The organism is Sorangium sp. So ce204 (assembly GCF_051526795.1).
In the GTDB taxonomy this organism is placed as follows: Bacteria; Myxococcota_A; Polyangia; order Polyangiales; family Polyangiaceae; genus Sorangium; species Sorangium cellulosum_B.
On sequence record NZ_CP150317.1, the window covers coordinates 9,998,723 to 10,015,270 of the forward strand.

Sequence of the window (16,548 nt, forward strand, 5' to 3'; positions counted from 1 at the left end):
GGTGTGGCGCCCTTGCACGGAGGGCGGGGCGGCGGCCGCGAGCGGCTGGCCAGGGAGAGCCCACGGACGAGCCCGGTGGCACCGTTCGTGCTGCTGGCGGCGGCTGCGCGGATGGCGGCGACCGCCGCTGCCGCGCGGTCCGCACAGGCGGCTGGTAACATCCTGATCGCGGAGAGACGATACCGGAGCGGTGCGATCGCGGGGGCAAGAGCCCCCGACGCCGGAGGAAGCGATGTTCTGGGAGGATTTCAAGAAGTTCGCGATTCGTGGCAATGTCGTCGACATGGCCGTGGGCGTCGTGATCGGCGCGGCGTTCGGCAACATCGTCAAGACGCTCGTGGATCACCTGATCATGCCGCCGATAGGCCTCCTGACGGGCGGCATCGATTTCAGCCGGCACTACATCGTCCTGAAGTCGCCGAGCGGGCCCGGTCCGTACGCGACCCCCGAGGAGATGGTGAAGGCCGGCGCGGTGCTCCTCCAGTACGGGGTCGTCATCAACAGCCTGGTGAGCTTCTTCATCGTCGCGCTCTGCGTCTTCCTCCTGGTGCGGCTCATGGGGAAGCTTCACAGGCAGCACGCGGAGGAGGTGACGACGAAGGAGTGCCCCGAGTGCGCGATGAGCATCCCCATCAAGGCGGTGCGCTGCGGGCACTGCACGGCGGCGCTGAAGGGCGCGTGACGCGAAACGGAGAGGTCGCCGCGCGGGCGGCGCAGCTGGCGCGGCTCGCCGGCGAGCGGGCTCCCCGTCGAGGCCGGGCGCGTCGACGCCGGTGTCGCTCGGAGGGGCGCGCGGCCGCGGATGGCCGCGCTCTGGCTCAATGGTTCTCGACGGGCACGCCGGCCTCGAGCACGGCCTTCTTCAGCGTCAGAATTTCCTGCTGGGCGTCGGTGAGCTCCATCGAGTGAAAGCCGGGCGGGGCGGTCGAGCCCATGTGGATCGGGGCGACCGCCGTCTCCAGGATCGGGATCCCATCGAGCCTGCGCTGGTCGGTGCGTGGCCTCGGCTCGCTGAGCACGGAGAGCAGGCTCGGAGACGCGGTGACCCGAGGGCTCAGCGCGTTCACGCGATCGGGCGCGAACAGCTCGAGCGCGGTGCGCGCGATGCACGCATGATCGAGTGTTCCGTGGAACGGCACGCCGCGCGGAGCCCACGGCGAGACGACGAGGGCCGGCACGCGAACGCCGAGCGTATCGAACGGCGCCGCCTCGTTCGCGGGCGACGGCGGCGGGCGCACGTGGTCGTAGAACCCGCCATGCTCGTCGTAGGTCACGACCAGCGCCACGTGCGGCCAGGACGGGCTCGCGATCAGGTGGTTGTAGATGCGCGCGATCAGGTTCTGACCGCGCGCCACGTCGGCCGGGGGATGGTCGTCGTTCGCCCAGTTCAGCAGCGCGTCCACGTCGACCAGCGTGAAGTTCGGGTCGATCCACGAGACGCTGGGCAGCGTGCCTTCACGGCAGGCCCTGTAGAACGAGGATATCTTCGCGATCGGCAGCCCGCGGTGGCCCTTGTATTTCTCGACGGTCCGCAAGAACGCGATGTCGTGCGAGTAGTAGCGCCACGAGTCGACCGGCAACAGGTCGAAGAACGTCGCGTGGTCGATCCATTGCAGGTTGCCCGTGCGCCCGCCGCTGGTCCCGCAGAGCGCGAAGAACCGGTTCGGCCACGTCGGGCCCGCGAACGAAGCGAACCACCGGTCGCAAACGACGAACTGCCGCGCCAGGCTATCGTACGTCAGCAGATCGCGCTGGTCGTACCAGCTCATGATCTCTGCGACGTGGCTGTTCGTGCTGTAGCCTTTCACGAAGCCGTCCATCGCGCCGCCGTTGATTTGCCTCACGACCTCCGTCCGGTGGTGATGCGGGCGGATCCGGACTCTCGTGCTCTCGAGATGATATCCAGTGATCGGCGTGCCGTTATCGTCCGAGTTCGTCGCGCCGATCACCCCATCGACGTCCATGCCCGTGCCGCGCAGGTAACCCAGCATGTGATCGAAGGAGCGGTTCTCGAGCATCACGATGACCAGATGACGAATGTCTGCCATGTTCCACCGCTCGCTTTCCCATGCGGCTCAGCGCTGTGCCGGCCGACGCGGCCGCGCGGGGCCAGTTTCACTATCCTGAATTCATCTACCGAAATCTGCCACCGGAGAAGGAGATCCAAGGTCTCCGAAGACGTCAAGCCCCAGCTGCGGCGACCTGACCCGGGTTGACTGAAACTTTTCCACGCGCTCCGACGTCCCCTGAAAAGCGGTGTCAATTCAACAACTTGTCCATGCGCCGAAGGGTCCGCGCTCACGCCGCAGGCTGCGGGAAACATCTGAAACATCTTCGGTGCGCGGGTACGTTGCTCCTCTGCTTCCGGTTGGCGCTCCAGGGCGCCTGTGCGAGAGGTGCCTCATGACCTTGCGCCCGCTCCGCGCCCTCGCGCCCCTGCTCGTCGCCGCGTGCACCGTCAGGGCGCCGCGTACGACGCGGCGCTGCGCAAGGACGTCCTCCCGAAGGCGCGGACCGACTTCGCGCTGCCGCCGCCGCTCTACGCGTACATGCTCGAGCTGCATGGCGTCGACATTCCGCCCGCCGAGCTCGCCCGGCTGGCCCACGCCGCCTTCGACGATCTGAAGGCGCAGATGCAGAAGCTCTCTCTGCCCATCGCGAAAGCGCGCAACTTGCCGAGCGCGGACTACCGGGACGTGATCCGCGCCCTGAAGAAAGAGCAGCTCGTGGGCGAGGCGATCTTGCCGCATTACAAGGAGCGGCTCGCCCAGATCGAAGAGATCATCCGGAAGGAGCGCCTCGTCACGCTGCCGGAGCGGCCGGCGCGCGTCCGGCTCGGCACCGCCGCCGAGAGCGCCGAGATGCCGGCGCCGCGCATGCGGCCGCCGCGGCTGCTCGACAACCAGGGAGAAGCGGGGGAGTTCGTGCTTCCGCTCAGCCTGCCAGGGCCCTCTGACCAGCTGCGGAGGATCGACGATTTCACCCATGCCGCGGCGTCATGGACGCTCACCGCCCACGAGGCGCGCCCCGGGCACGAGCTCCAGTTCGCCGCGCTCGTCGAGCGGGGCGTCTCGCTCGCCCGCGCCGTCTTCGCGGAGAACAGCGCCAACATGGAGGGGTGGGCGCTTTACTCGGAGGCCATCCTGCTCCCGTTCATGCCGCCCGAGGGCCAGCTCGTCTCCCTGCAACACCGCCTGGTCCGTGCCGCCCGCGGCTTCCTGGACCCGGAGCTCCAGGCGGGCAAGATCACGCCGGCCGCCGCGCGGGCCTTCCTGGAGAAAGAGGTGGTCCTCTCGCCGCCCCTCGCGCAATCCGAGGTGGAGCGTTACACCTTCCGCGCACCGGGGCAGGCGACCTCGTACTTCTACGGGTTCACCCGGCTGATGGAGCTGCGGCGAGAGACCGAGTCCATGATGGGCCCGCGCTTCGACGCGCAGCGGTTCCACGACTTCGTGCTCGCCCAGGGCATCCTGCCGCCGAAGCTGCTTCGCGGGGCGGTCATCGAGCGCTTCGTGCCGGCACAGCCGTCGCCCTGAGCGGCGGAGGGCCCGCGGCGCGCCCTCGTCATACCGGCTCTCACGCAGCCACGGGTGCGCCTCCGCCACCAGGTGCTCCTCGATGCGTTTCGGCGCGTGCGGCTGCGGGCCCGTGTACTGGTACTCCGACCGGTACGTCTGCTCCCCGATCGCGTAGCCCTCCTTCCATGGGTCGCACGGATCCGAAGTGGGGCACGCCTGCGGCACGTACCGGGAGCTCGCCTGGTCCTTCGTCAGGATGTTGCCGATCTCGTCGTACGCGAGCGACAGCCGGTACCGGTACTGCCAGTCTCTCCGGTCCTGGTACGTCCCCCGCGCCGAGATCAGCTGGTACAGGTCGTCGTACCCGTAGTCGTGCGTCGTCGGCCCCACAAGCACCGAGCCCGGCATGTCCTGCTCGTACGGCGCCTCGTTCCGCACGCGCTCCAGATTGCCCGCCACGTCGTACTCGTACCGCATCCGCTGGAACGCCCTTGCCGGCCGCCCGCGCTCCACGAGGTACCTGTCGCGGTGGTCCGCGTTGATCTCCTGAAGCCGCCGCGACTTCTCGTAATACCGATACGACGTCGCGATCCCGTTGCCGTGCACCACCCTCACCCGCTGCTCGAGCTCGTCGTACCCGATGTGCTGCAGGTACTGCGTCACCGCAGGCTCGTCCGGGTGCTGCGGGTTGATCTGCGTGTTCGTTCCCACGGCCGACCGCACCAGGGCGCGCAGCGGACTGAGCGCTGCGAAGTTCGACCGACGCGAAAGGTACAAGCCGAAGCAGCCATACTGGTGGCGCTGGAGGCTGCGCGCTGACCGGCCATCAGCAGCCCTCGCCGTCGTCTTTGACCGAAGTACCGCGCTTTTTGGCGGTCCACGCGGTGACGGACGCATCGGCCGTCGTGCCGGAGCCGATCGAGATCGCGCTGCCCAACGGGCGGGCAGTGCGGGTCCGGCCGGGCTTCGACCCGGCCACGCTCAAGCGGGACCTGGCGTTCGCCACCGAGGAGACGTGGTGCTGACGCTGCTGCACCCGAGCCATACCCGTCTTCACCTCGGTCCCGCCAGCAAGTGAACTTCGCCCCAAGCCCGACCCACACGAAATGCGTAAGATGTCGCGGAACGCCCCCTCTCAACACACATCGTCACGACATCGATCTTCTCCTCATCCCCCTGGGACATAGGTGACCCAGTTTAGAACAGGAGCTCTCAGCGGGATCCCTGCGGACATGAGCGCCTCACTGCTCAGTTCTCGAACGCGCTTCCATTCCTGCCTCTCCTGGAGCGCACTCAGTGAATAGAGCTCAGGTCGCCCCATCATAATTTCGAATATTTTCTTTATTTCTTCAACAAGCGTTGCCCCAGCATTTCCAAGCCCACGCTTCAGATCGTCATCATCGAGTGCGTCGCACTGCTCACCAAATAGAAGAGCCAACTCATCAGAAGCATCCACAAATGGAGGCAGCGCGGAAATTTGCCCCTCAGGACTCATTGCCAACAACATGAGCACCTCAATCAGCTGCGACGTTTTCACAGAAACATCGAACTCCACGCATCGCCTCCATTTAGAATTGAGGTCCCACTCGAACCGGACTGTGACCAGCATTAACCTTCCAATATGGCTGTGGTCCATGATGACCACCACCGGGGTGCCACTGAATCATTCGACCGGTCGGTTTCCCGCCTGAGTTGTACTGACGCAACATAAATCCCTGCCCCGCGTGCTTTCCGTGCGCCAACTTCTCTACTCGCCAGTTTCCAGGTGGCTTTCCCCCCAGCCGAAGCATGAGATCCTGGGGTTTCATACCGTCCAACAGGTTAGGGTTGGCCATCACATCGTCAACAGTATCAAGCACCTCGCCGACCCGACGCATGGAAGCCGCTGCTCGTTTTGCGGACGACGACGAACCCGCTCCTCCTCCTTTACTACTGGTAGCAGACGGCTGCGCGGGCGGCACCGCCTGTGACGGCTTCGCCGCCTCCGCCCCCTGCGGCGGCTTCGCCGCCGGCGCAGGCTGCGCCGCTTTCGCCGGCTGTGCAGCCTGCGGCGGTTGCGCCGGCGCGGCTGCCGGCTGCGCCGCCGGCCGAGCAGCCTGTTGCTGCTGCATGACGAACCTGAACAGCAGCCGGCGCATCCCGTCCCCGATGCCGCGAGACGTGCGACCCGCCGCCGCAGCGCCAGCGTTCATCCGCTGCAGCATCTGCTCCTGGTGGAACTTTTGCCCCGCCGGCCCGTTGAAGCAGCTCGGGTGCCTGCACCCATTGGCCCCAGGCGGGAAGTTCCGGTGCGCCCCCTGCGCGCTCCTCCCATCCGGGTCGACGAGGTTCACCGGGTTGTTCAGCGTGTAGCTGTACAGCCCGAGGTTCCCCGGGTTGAACACCCCGCCGCTCGTCCCCCCCTCCATGTACTCGTCCAGGATCGGATCCGGGCTCAGCCACACACTGCTCCTCGGGTCGTAGTACCGCGCCCCGAAGTAGTACAGCCCTGTCGCCTGATCGAGCTCCTTCCCCGTGAACACGTACGCTCGCCTCAGCTCGTACCGCGAGTCCGACGCGTCGATCCACAGCTCCCCGCTCGGAAAGTACTCGTCCCGCTGCGTCAGCGTCTGCTCGTTGTTCGACGCGAAGCTCGTGCTGCCCAGGTGGTCCGGGTGGTAGTACAGCGTCGGCGGGTCACGGAACCAGTCCGGATCCATCTTGCTCGCTATCCGCGTCTGCCCCGCATAGATGTGCTTCGTGACGAACCGCCCGTCCCGCAGCGTCAGGTGCTGGTCGTGGTACGCCGTCTCCTCCTCGCCGCTCACGTGGTGCAGGTGCACCCGCCGCTCCCCGTCACCGTCGTACAGCATCCGCGACAGCACCTGACCGTTCTGCGTCACCCGCGCGACCCGGTTCTCCTCGTTCCACTCCGTCGCACGCGTGCCCGAGCCAGGGTACGTCCAGCCGGTCTGGTTGCCGCTCGCGTCGTAGCTGATCACCCGCGACCACGGGGCCGACTCCGCCACGCGCTGCTCCTCGATGCGCTTCGGCGCGTGCGGCTGCGGGCCCGGGTACTGGTACTCCGACCGGTACGTCTGCTCCCGGATTGCATGATCGTCCCGCCATCCGTCACACCCAGCCGGAACCGGCGTGGGACACGCCTGCGGCACGTACCGGGAGCTCGCCTGGTCCTTGGTCAGGATGTTGCCGATCTCGTCGTACGCGAACGACAGCCGGTACCGGTACTGCCAGTCTCTCCGGTCCTGGTACGTCCCCCGCGCCGAGATCAGCTGGTACAGGTCGTCGTACCCGTAGTCGTGCGTCGTCGGCCCCACCAGCACCGAGCCCGGCATGTCCTGCTCGTACGGCGCCTCGTTCCGCACCCGCTCCAGGTTGCCCGCCACGTCGTACTCGTACCGCATCCGCTGGAACGCCCTCGCCGGCTGCCCTCGCTCCACGAGGTACCTGTCGCGGTGGTCCGCGTTGATCTCCTGAAGCCGCCGCGACTTCTCGTAATACCTGTACGACGTCGCGATCCCGTTGCCGTGCACCACCCTCACCCGCTGCTCGAGCTCGTCGTACCCGATGTGCTGCAGGTACTGCGTCACCGCAGGCTCGTCCGGGTGCTGCGGGTTGATCTGCGTGTTCGTTCCCACCGCCGACCGGACCAGGCCCCCTCGGTCGTAGCCGTACGTCACCACCTCCGCACCGGAGCCAGGGAACTTCAGCGACAGCAGCCGCCCGAACGCGTCGAAGTCGTACTCCATCATCGCCTGGTACGGCCCCCGGTGCGGCTCGCGCAGCCGGGGGAACTCCGTCGCCAGCTTCGCCACGTTCCCCAGCCGGTCGTACCAGAACGTCCTCGTCCCCGCCTCGCTCTGCTCCTCCACCAGCCGCCCGGCCCGGTTGCCGTGCTCGTCGCCCGCCTCGTCCGGCGCGCCGTACACATACGTCACGTCCGTCGAGTCCGGGTAGTTCACCCGCCTGAGCCGGTTGAAGTCGTACTCGTACCGGATCAGCTTGCCCGCGCCTTCCGCAGCCAGCTTCGCCGTCTGCCGCGCCCCGACGTTGCCCGACCGGTCGTAACGCCACTCCGTACGCCCCATGTCCGGGCTCGTCAGCGTCACCATCCGTCCCAGCGTGTCGTACGCCGCCGTCGTCACGTTCCCGCGCGTGTCCGTCACCCGCACGAGCTCGTCGACCGCGCTGTACCCATACCGCGTCATCAGGGTGGTCCACGCCTCCGACCCGCGCAGCCGATTGCGCTCCTCGACCGCCACGATCGCGTTCTCCACGTCCTGGTACGCCTTGCGCACCTTCCCCTTCGGGTCGACCTCCGTCGCCACGAACATCGCCACGCCATCGAGCTCCTCGATATCGTAGCTCGTCGTCGTCACCGCCTCGCCGCCCTCGGCCGCCTCGTCCGGCTCCCTCCGCTCGACGATGCGCGAGAGCACGTCGTACTCGAACGTCGTCGGGTGCTTCAGCGCCACGTCCACGAACGCCGTCGCCTCCCCCGTCGCGAACACCGGCTGCCCCTGCTGCCAGACCCGCCCCCGCTCGTCCAGCACCACCCGGCCGCTCACGCTCATGCCCACGGTCGGGGCGGCCCCCGTCCCTGGATCCTTCTCCACGTCCTTCTTCGTCTGGATCACCCGGTCCAGCCCGTCGACGAACGTCACCGTGTCGATCGGATCCCCCGGGTGCTGCACGTCCTTGTGCCGCGTCCGCGCCCATGCCGGCATGGCGACGCTCTCCCCCGGCTGGAGCGAATACTCGAACGTGATCGTCGCCTCCGCCGCCGTCAGCGGGTCGTCCGGACCGAACACAGCCCGCAGCCGTCCGAACGCGTCGAAGTCGTAGTGGACCTCATGACCGTTGACGTCCCGCACCGCGCTCACCGCGCCGTAGCGGTAGTCCGACCACGTCTCCGAGAAGTAACCAAACGAGTCGTCCACCCGGGAGAGGTACGTCTCCGCCACATCGTCGTACTCGTACGTCAGCGTGAAGGCCCGCGGCTCGATCACCTGCTCCAGGTTGCCGTACGCGTCGTGGGCGAACTCCCATGTTGGATTCGTCGATGCGTCTCCCGTGTACGGCGCGCCCGTCGCCGGATCCTTGCCGCCGATCACCGTGTTCGTGATCCACTCGACCGCCCCGGTCACCTCGTCGTACCCGGCGGTGCGCTCGCGCAGCAGCCTCCCCGCGCTGTCGCGCGCCTCCACGCTGTCCGCTCGCACCACGTGCGGCCCGTCGTACGTCACGTAGTGGATCGTGGTCGCGACGTCGTCCTCCAGCGTGCCTGGCTCGCCGTGCTCGATCACCTCGATGAGGTTGCCGCGGTCGTCCCAGTCCCGCTCCTCGCTCGTCTGCTTGCCGGGTGCGCTCGGATCCGTCGTCTTGCCTTCGTACCACGACATCGTCCGCAGCTCTTCCGCCGGGAAGAACGAGCCTGTCAGCATCGGCTGCGCCCCGGGCACCCGATAGGCCACCTGCTGCCGGCTGAACAGCCGCCCCTCCGCGTCCTGCTCGACCACCTCGGCCACGAGCCCGCGCCGGTAATAGTCCTGGTTGTGGTAACGCGTCACGATCTGCGAGCCGTCCTCGCGCGTCGCCGTCACCTGCGCAAAGCCGTAGTCCTCCCGCTCCGCCCGGTCGTAAAAACCGCTCTGGTGGTAATCGAACGTGTGCACGTAGGCCGGCGTGCCCATGCCGTCGTCCACCTCCACCCGCGACAGCACCCACTTGCTGCCGGGCATGTCCACGCTCAGCTCGTCCGGGCTGCTCGCATACGCCACCTTGTTCCCCTCACGCGCATAGTCCAGCCGGATGCTGCCGCCAAGCGGACGGACCACCCGCGACAGCCGGTTGGTCTTGCCCGTCAGGTTCAGCCGCGCCCGCAGCGCCGGGTCGCTCTCGCGCAGCATCCCCTCGCTCAGCTTCAGCACGTGATCCGCCGTCCCGTCGCCGTCCACATCCTCCCATCCGAGCTCGCTCCGCCCGTCGCTCAAGCCGAGCTGCGCCGCGATCTCGAGCACGATGCACACGTACGGCGTCGGAATCTTGATCGGCACGCCATACCCGGCGTTGAACGCCGTCGTCTCCGAGAACGACAGCGCGTCGTTGCTGCCGTTGATCTCCTTCGTGAACTCCTTCTCCAGCGCGACCCCCCACGGCAGCCCGCCGCTCACCGCCGGCGCGCTCCACCTCTCCTCGGGCCCGAAGCGGTCGCCGAGGTTGAGCCGCACCCGGTAATAACCCTGTCCAGGCTGCTTGCTCACCCGGTCGGGCAGCCTGTCGCCGTTCAGGTCCACGAAGTCGACGAGCGTCCGGCTCACCGTGTGCGCGATGCCGCCGCCGATCCCCGCATAACCCACCTGCAGGCTGTTCGTCGTGTTGTCCTGCACCCGCACCGACTCGAGCTGCTCCGGAGACCAGACCCGGCTCAGCGCGGTCAGCGGATCCCCGCCGACCTCCGGCAGCGGCTCGAACGGATCGCCGCTCGGATCGAGCGCCGCCCAGAGGCGCTCGTCCCCGAAGCGGTAGCCGAGGTTCAGCTGCACATGGAGAACACCGCCCGCGCTCCTCACCTTGTCCGGAAGCCCGTCGCCGTTCACGTCGAGCAGGTCCTTCGTCGTCTGCGACGTGCCCCAGCTCTTGCCGAGAGAGGGCAGCACGCTGAGCACCTCCTTGGTCTCGGCGCTCGCCTCGATCTTCTCCGCGATCGCGGACGCCGCGGATCCGAAGCCGAACCCGAACCGCGCGCTCATGGTCTCGATGACCCGGATGTCCCCCGGCCCGTCGACGGTCAGGGCGCCATACTGCCCCGGCTGCTGCCCGTCGCACCGGCCGCCGCTGCCGCACGTCTGGATGCGCATGCCGCCCTGCGTGACGGCATCAGGCCGCCTATCGCCGTTGACGTCGACGAGCTCCAGCTTCGACTCGGTGGTCCCGGTCGTCACCTGGAACGACCCGATGAGCGCGAGCTCCCCCGAGGACGAGCCGTTGTGGCTCTTCCTCAGGCCGGGGACGTTGGCCACGTCCTCCGGCCGGACGCCGCCGATGCGCGACGGCTTGAGCTCCCCGGCCCGGATGTACATGTCCGCGCCCGAGCCCCGGAACACAGGGCCGCTGACGCTGCCCACGAGAGGAAACCCGGCCTCGCCCGGCGACCAGCCCGCGTGGTACCCCTCCCAGTGCGGCTCGACGCGCGTGAAATAAGGCGGCCTGTTCTCCTCCGGCCTCCGGCGGAGCTGGTTCTCGTCGAACGGGTACTCCGTCGTCCACTCGCCATAGCTGAAGCCGCGGAAGCCGCCCACCATGCGGGCGTCCACCTGTTCCAGCTGCGACAGCGGAAGCGCCGTCCCGCCGATCGTGCTGTCGCTCAGCTGCACGGGCGCCACGATCGACTCCTCGGGCACCGAGATCGGCCCGCCGTCGCCGGGCGACGCGTCGAGCCCGCAAACCCTCTTTCCGGACGGAGCACCGGACCTGGGCGCGCACTCGCCCACAGCGCGGCAGCTCCCAGGATCCGCGTCGTGGCCACACACCTCGGTGTACCGGGCGAACCCCTGGTACTGCACGCGCGACGGGTCGACCACGTTCTCGCCGAGCTCGGCGTACAAGAACAGGAGATCGCCCTGGAGCACGGCCACCGGCCACGCGATCTCGGTGCTGAGCTGCGCGCCCGACACCGTGGTCCGATGGAGCTCGACGCTCTGCCCCGAGTCGACGTCCTGGCGCACGAGCCGCACATCGAACGCGTCATCCGCGTCGGTCCGGACGAAGCTCGCCTGCACCGTGACCTGCCCGTCCGCCCCTGCGGCCCAGCCCGGAACGCTCCGGTCGAGCACGGAGAAGTCGTCCGCGAAGGTGAAGATGAAGACCGGACGCCCGAGCGCGTTGACGCGCGTCGTCTCGCCCGGGAACAGCGGTACGCAACGCTCCGACGAGCAGAGCTCCGTGTAGCGGATGCGCGGGTTCCAGCGCGTGATGTCGCCCTCGATGTCCTCCTTCGGGTCCACCCGGAAAAAGAGCGCGTCCGCCCGGCGGACCTGGATGCGGATACCGCTCCCGCAACCCGCCTGGCCCTCGGGGACACACGCAGGATCGCTCGGCCCGATGTCCTTTTTCCAGAGCAGCTGGTGCTCGCGGTGCCCCAGGCTGTCCGGCCGCGGCGCCCGCGTCGTCTTCGTGATCGACGCCGTCACCCCGTCTCCCGCGCCGCCCCCGGCCAGCGACACGCCGCCGTCGATGATGACGACACCGTCATACGGCGGCACCCATTTCACCAGCGGGCTGGTCCGGTAGAACGCGTTGCGGAGCGCCTCGACCTGCTCGCCATCGCTGAAATCCTCGTCGATCGTGAACCCGGCGCCGCGGGCGCCCGGCCCGAGCCGCGCGTTGTTCGGGTTCAGCGCCGCCCCGCTCCCATCCAGCAGCTCCGGGAAGCCATCCCCGTTGATGTCGAGCAGCAGGCTCTGCGCGGTCGCGGTGCTCCAGGCGCGGTTGAGACCGAGACCTCCGAGCTCCTGGAACAGGTGCATCGCCCCCTGCAGACCGACCGTGATCTGGTGCGTGCTGCCCGCGCTCTCCGGCGAGAACGCGTTTCCGCTCGACCGATCCGGGAGCGAGTTCAGCCAGACGCCGTTGCTGCCCACGAAATCCGGGAGCCCGTCGCCGTTGATGTCCGTGAACGCGACGTCCTCGTCGTCCGCCCCGAACGAGACGGAGACCCCCAGCCCAACGTGCGGATCACACACCGTCGGCCCCACGCCGACGAACGCGCTGAGCCCCCCTTCGACCGAGCTCGTGGCCCCGAGGCCATCGCGCCCTTCCGCAGGGCGGCTCCACTCCGTCGGCGCCGAGAACACCTGGAGCTCGCCGTCCTCTTGCTGGAGGCCGAAGTACTCGAAGCTGTGCTCGTAGAGCGGCTCCTCACCACCGTTTCCATGGACAGCGATGCTCTTCAACAGCGACTTGTGATGGTGCCGCGGGTCCGGCGTGTCGTACGCGAAATGATAGCTCCGGATGATCTCCTCGGCGTCGGGCGCCTGGCCCATGGTCACGTCGACGCGCGTGAGCCTCCGCGTCGTCCGCACCTCGAAGCCGGCGCGCGCCGAGCTCACGACGTCTCTCCGCTGCGCTCCGTCGTCCACGGAGAAGACAACGTGATAGTGCGCTCCAGGGAAGCCGCTCTCGTGCTCCGTGTAGTCGATCCGCTGCGGATAGAGCTGCACCCAGTCCTCGCCCTCGGGCGCGTCCTCGAAGTACGAGATCCGCATCCGGTTGCCGAACGTGTCTTCCACCCGCTCCAGGTTCCAGCGGAAGATCCCGGCCTCGCCGGACCGGTCCGCAAGGCGCGCGCCCGCGCTCTCGCCGTAGGTATACCGGGTGCCGTCCCTGTCGGTGACCACCCAGTGAAAGCTCCCGGGATCGGCCCCGAGGCGCTCGATGCGATCGAACGCGCCCTCGACGCGCCGCTCGTACCTGCCCGGCTGCTCGGGGATGGCCCGCAGCATCTGGCCGTCGAGCGTGTAGAGCTCGTCGCCCGTGTACCGGGGCACGCCGAACCGCGTGTCGATCTCGATCGCCGAGAAGCGCAGATCCCACCCCGCGCCGAGCCAGCCATTGCCCAGCTCGCTCTCGTACGTGACGGCCAGGTCCGGCGCGATGCCGTGCCGGCCCGGCGGCACCTCGATCGGGAACGACAGCTGCGCCGTGCCCTGGCCGTTCGCCTCCGGCGGCTCGATGAACGACACGCCCGCGGACGGGCTCGCGAGCTGGAACCCCTTCATCGCGTTGGGATCGAACGACTGCGCTCCCGGCTGATCCGGCATGGAGATCGCCGCGTTGACGAAATCGGTGAAGTGATCGGTCAAGCTCGTGAGCTCCCGGGCCCCGCCCTCCTCGACGCGCCCGAGCTTCGTCCATCGCTGGACCGTCTCGTCGAAGTAGAAACCGAAGATCTCCCTGGCCCTGGCGCCGCTCGGGATCGCCGCAGAGTCGACAGGCAACGTCAGCTTCACCGGCTTCTTGAACTTGAGCCCGTGCGGGCCGAAGCGAAACGCGCGCCCCTCGGGCGTCACATTGCGCATCGCGCGCCCCATCGGCTGCACCTGGACGGGCGTCAGCGGGCGGATCGTGATGCGCGTCGTCTCTTCCAGCGCGCCAGGCGGGATATCGAGCGTGGCGCCCGCGAACGAGAGCACCGCGCCCTTGTCCGGGCTCACCACCGCGCCATAGGGCGCGCCGTGGTCCACGACGAGCCCGCTCGGGGCGGCGCCCGCGGCGCACGGACCGAGCTCGAGCGCGCGACCGAGGCGCGTGCCGTCCTCGAGCCGCGCCTCGAGGCGCGCCGTCCACGTCCGGTGACTCGCCCCCTCGGGCTCCGGGAGCGTGAGCTCGAAGCTGCCGTCGTCGCCCAGCGCCACCGGCTCCGGGCCGGCGAACAGCCGCGCTCTCGACGCGTCCTCGCCGGCCAGATCGAGGAACCCGCGCACATGGGCCCTCCCCTCGGCGCACTCGCCATGCAGCGGCGTGCTCAGCGCGATCCGCCGCGCGCGGGACGGGACGGGGCTCGCCACCACGGCGACGTCCGACACCTCGACGTGGCTGCCCTTCGCCCGCGCGATCTGCACGGAGGCCGCCCCCGGCCATGTCGCCGACTCCGGGAGATCGAACCGGTGCCAGCCCGGCGGCAGGTCCTTGAGGTCGAAGCGAAGCCCCTTCGCGCCTTCGCTGGGCGCGATCTGGAGCTCCCCGGCGCCCGCGCTGGTCAGCTGGAAGAGGAGCGCGTGCGGCGCCACGCGCGCGCCGAAATCGAGGCGCAGCGCCTCCGTGCGAGGCGCGCGCTCACCGCCGGCCGGCCGGGCGTGCGCCTCGGCAGCGGAACGCTCCCCGGCAGCGGAGCGCGCCTCGACCACACCGGCGTGCGGGATCCCGACCACCCGGAGCGCGCTCACGGTGAATCCGTGCTCCTGCTCCGCGGAGGGCCGGAACCGCACCACGTTCTCGCCGCGCCTCAGCCACGCGGGCGCGATCTCCTCGACTTGCAGACCTCCGGTCGCCGGCGCCGCCGCCAGGGAGCCGCCGCGCGGGGCCGTGCCGTTGATCTGCCGGTTCACGCTCGACCAGTGGCCGCGGCCCTCCAGCTGGTAGACGAGGAACGCGCGCGCGAGCGCCCGTGGATCGGTGTCCACGTGGAGCGACAGCGATTGCTCGCCGCCCGTGCGCGTCACGGTGGCCCGCTCGGACGTCGCAGCGAACTGGTAGGCCCCGGCGAGCCGCCCCGCGAGCACGCGATCGGCGAGCTCCACCTCGGAGAGGCCGCGCGTGGGCGCGCCGGCGCTCCAGAACAGGATCTCCTGCGGCCCGCGCTCCCCCGAAGGAAGCCACTCGATGACGACGTGCTGGGCCGTGACCGCCATGGGAAGGCGCGTCCAGCGCTCGCCCGTGTCGTGGAGCGGCACGTCGACGAGGCCGGAGGCGGCCTGAAGCTCGGCGCCGTCCTCCGCACGGACCGTGAGCGCGCCCTCGCTGCGCCCGTACAGCGCGAGCGCCTCGAGCGCGGTGGGCTGCGGAAACGAGACCCGGATCCGCACCTTCTCCCCGGTCTCGCTGCGAAGCCCCGTATCGCCGCGGCCGTCGAACAGGACCCACGGGTCCGCCCCCGGGCCGGCGCCATCGGCGCGAACGTCCACAGGCAAGGCCACCATCGGGACCACGGCGAGGCCGTCGGGGCCGCTTGCGGGGTCTGCCGCGCTCGCGAGCACGGCGGCGTCCCCGGCGAGCGCCGCCGCGGGCTCGGCGCCGCCGCGAGCGCCGGTGAGCCGCGCGCGCAAGGGATCGCCTATCCGGCGCAACGTCAACGCTTGAGCCCACGCGCCGAGGGGCGCGCTCACCACCATGAGCAAGAGAACGCAACCCGCGCACCGCCGCCACACCCGTCTCATCCACCCGGACGTCATCGCTTGCCTCCGCGGGCGCGAAGGGAGCAAAGCGATCGTAAATAGCAATTACAACCGATAACAAACGAGGCGGTCTCGCCGGGGAAAGCGCCAAACCAAGCCGGGTCCCAGCACGATTTCAGCGCACCCGTGGGCGCTCCGTCTCCGAGCCATCGAATTCGGACTACCGGATGCGGAGAAGTTCATTATCCTGTGACGCTCACGCAACACTCCTTGGTTCGCCCTCCCGGCCGCCCGTGCGGCCGTGGGGGTGGCCGATCACGCCATTCACGGAGGTGACCTTGCGCAATCTCACGATCGGGGACCTGAAGCTCGCCTTGCGCGATCTCTTGACCGACAAGGCCGATGAGCTGCGCCTGTCGGCGACAGGCAAGCTGTATGAGCCGCGGCTCAGGGCGAAGCAGAGGGAGATCGACGCGATCCCCGAGGCCGCGGGCACGCAGGCGCCGCTCGCCAGGGAGCTCGCGGAGGCGGACGCCCGGCACGACGGCCTCGGGGCGGCCGTCTTCTTCCTGTGCAAGGCGGTCGAGGCGCACCCCGCCTTGCCGGCGGCGCTCAAGGAGGCGGCGGCGACAGCGCAGCAGGCGTTCGTCCCGAAGCTCGACGTGCTCCGCGCGCCGTACGCGGACGAGGCGTCGGCGGCGCTCGACAACCGGCCCGAGCTGACCCGGCTCAAGGCGGAGCTGAAGGCCGCCGCGACCCCCGGCGGAGGGACCCTGCACGACTGGGTGAAGGCGTTCGTCGCCGCCGGCGACGATATCGACGGCCTGCTGCGCAGGCGCGCCACGCTCCTCGCGACGGGCGAGAACGCCTCGGCCACCGGCCCGCTCCGTGGCGCCGCCGTCGGGCTGCTCGGGCGGTTCCGGGAGGCGCTCCGGGACGAGATCCAGGAAGAGGGCAGCAAGCTGCCGGCCGACCACGAGGCGCGGCTGTTCGCCTACGTCGACAAGCTCAACAGCGATCGCGAGCGGGCCCTGCGCGGGCGCGCGACGCCCGAGCAGGCCCCGCCCACGGCCCCCAGCCGCCGGCGGTGCCCAGCGACGTGGCGCCGGCCACGCCCACAGATGTGCTGACGCGCA

8 protein-coding genes are annotated in these 16,548 nt (G+C 69.2%); 5 read left to right on the forward strand and 3 right to left on the reverse strand.

Features of this window, described 5'->3' with window-relative positions; translation table 11 throughout:
* Positions 1 to 232 precede the first annotated feature (232 nt).
* Positions 233 to 682 carry a large conductance mechanosensitive channel protein MscL gene (mscL, locus tag WMF22_RS37535; protein WP_437294743.1) on the forward strand — a complete coding sequence of 150 codons (450 nt, stop codon included), beginning with the start codon at positions 233 to 235 and terminating at the stop codon, positions 680 to 682.
* A 136-nt stretch (positions 683 to 818) separates the two neighbouring features.
* Here mscL and WMF22_RS37540 read toward each other — a convergent pair whose 3' ends face one another.
* A complete protein-coding gene (locus WMF22_RS37540; protein WP_438032859.1) occupies positions 819 to 2,048 on the reverse strand; it encodes a phospholipase C in 1,230 nt (409 codons plus the stop codon).
* Between the two features lie 402 nt (positions 2,049 to 2,450).
* On the opposite strand from WMF22_RS37540, the gene WMF22_RS37545 reads away from it, so the two are divergent.
* The 3 genes from WMF22_RS37545 (at position 2,451) to WMF22_RS37555 (ending at position 4,543) form a co-directional block, all read left to right on the forward strand.
* A complete protein-coding gene (locus tag WMF22_RS37545) occupies positions 2,451 to 3,536 on the forward strand; it encodes a DUF885 domain-containing protein (RefSeq protein ID WP_438032860.1) in 1,086 nt (361 codons plus the stop codon).
* Positions 3,537 to 3,723: 187 nt separating this feature from the next.
* Entirely contained in the window at positions 3,724 to 3,888 is a 165-nt protein-coding gene (locus WMF22_RS37550; protein ID WP_438032861.1) for a hypothetical protein, read from the forward strand.
* A gap of 514 nt (positions 3,889 to 4,402) precedes the next feature.
* Positions 4,403 to 4,543 carry a hypothetical protein gene (locus WMF22_RS37555; protein ID WP_438032862.1) on the forward strand — a complete coding sequence of 47 codons (141 nt, stop codon included), beginning with the start codon at positions 4,403 to 4,405 and terminating at the stop codon, positions 4,541 to 4,543.
* 143 nt (positions 4,544 to 4,686) lie between these two features.
* On the opposite strand, the gene WMF22_RS37560 is transcribed toward WMF22_RS37555, so the two are convergent.
* Positions 4,687 to 5,073: a hypothetical protein gene (locus tag WMF22_RS37560; protein WP_438032863.1), complete on the reverse strand. Its 387-nt coding sequence runs from the start codon at positions 5,071 to 5,073 to the stop codon at positions 4,687 to 4,689.
* A gap of 13 nt (positions 5,074 to 5,086) precedes the next feature.
* Positions 5,087 to 15,409: a SpvB/TcaC N-terminal domain-containing protein gene (locus WMF22_RS37565; protein ID WP_438032864.1), complete on the reverse strand. Its 10,323-nt coding sequence runs from the start codon at positions 15,407 to 15,409 to the stop codon at positions 5,087 to 5,089.
* A gap of 341 nt (positions 15,410 to 15,750) precedes the next feature.
* Between WMF22_RS37565 and WMF22_RS37570 the strand changes: the two genes are divergently transcribed.
* Positions 15,751 to 16,542, forward strand: a complete 792-nt coding sequence (locus tag WMF22_RS37570; RefSeq protein ID WP_438032865.1) for a hypothetical protein — start codon at positions 15,751 to 15,753, stop codon at positions 16,540 to 16,542.
* The last annotated feature ends 6 nt before the right edge of the window (positions 16,543 to 16,548 follow it).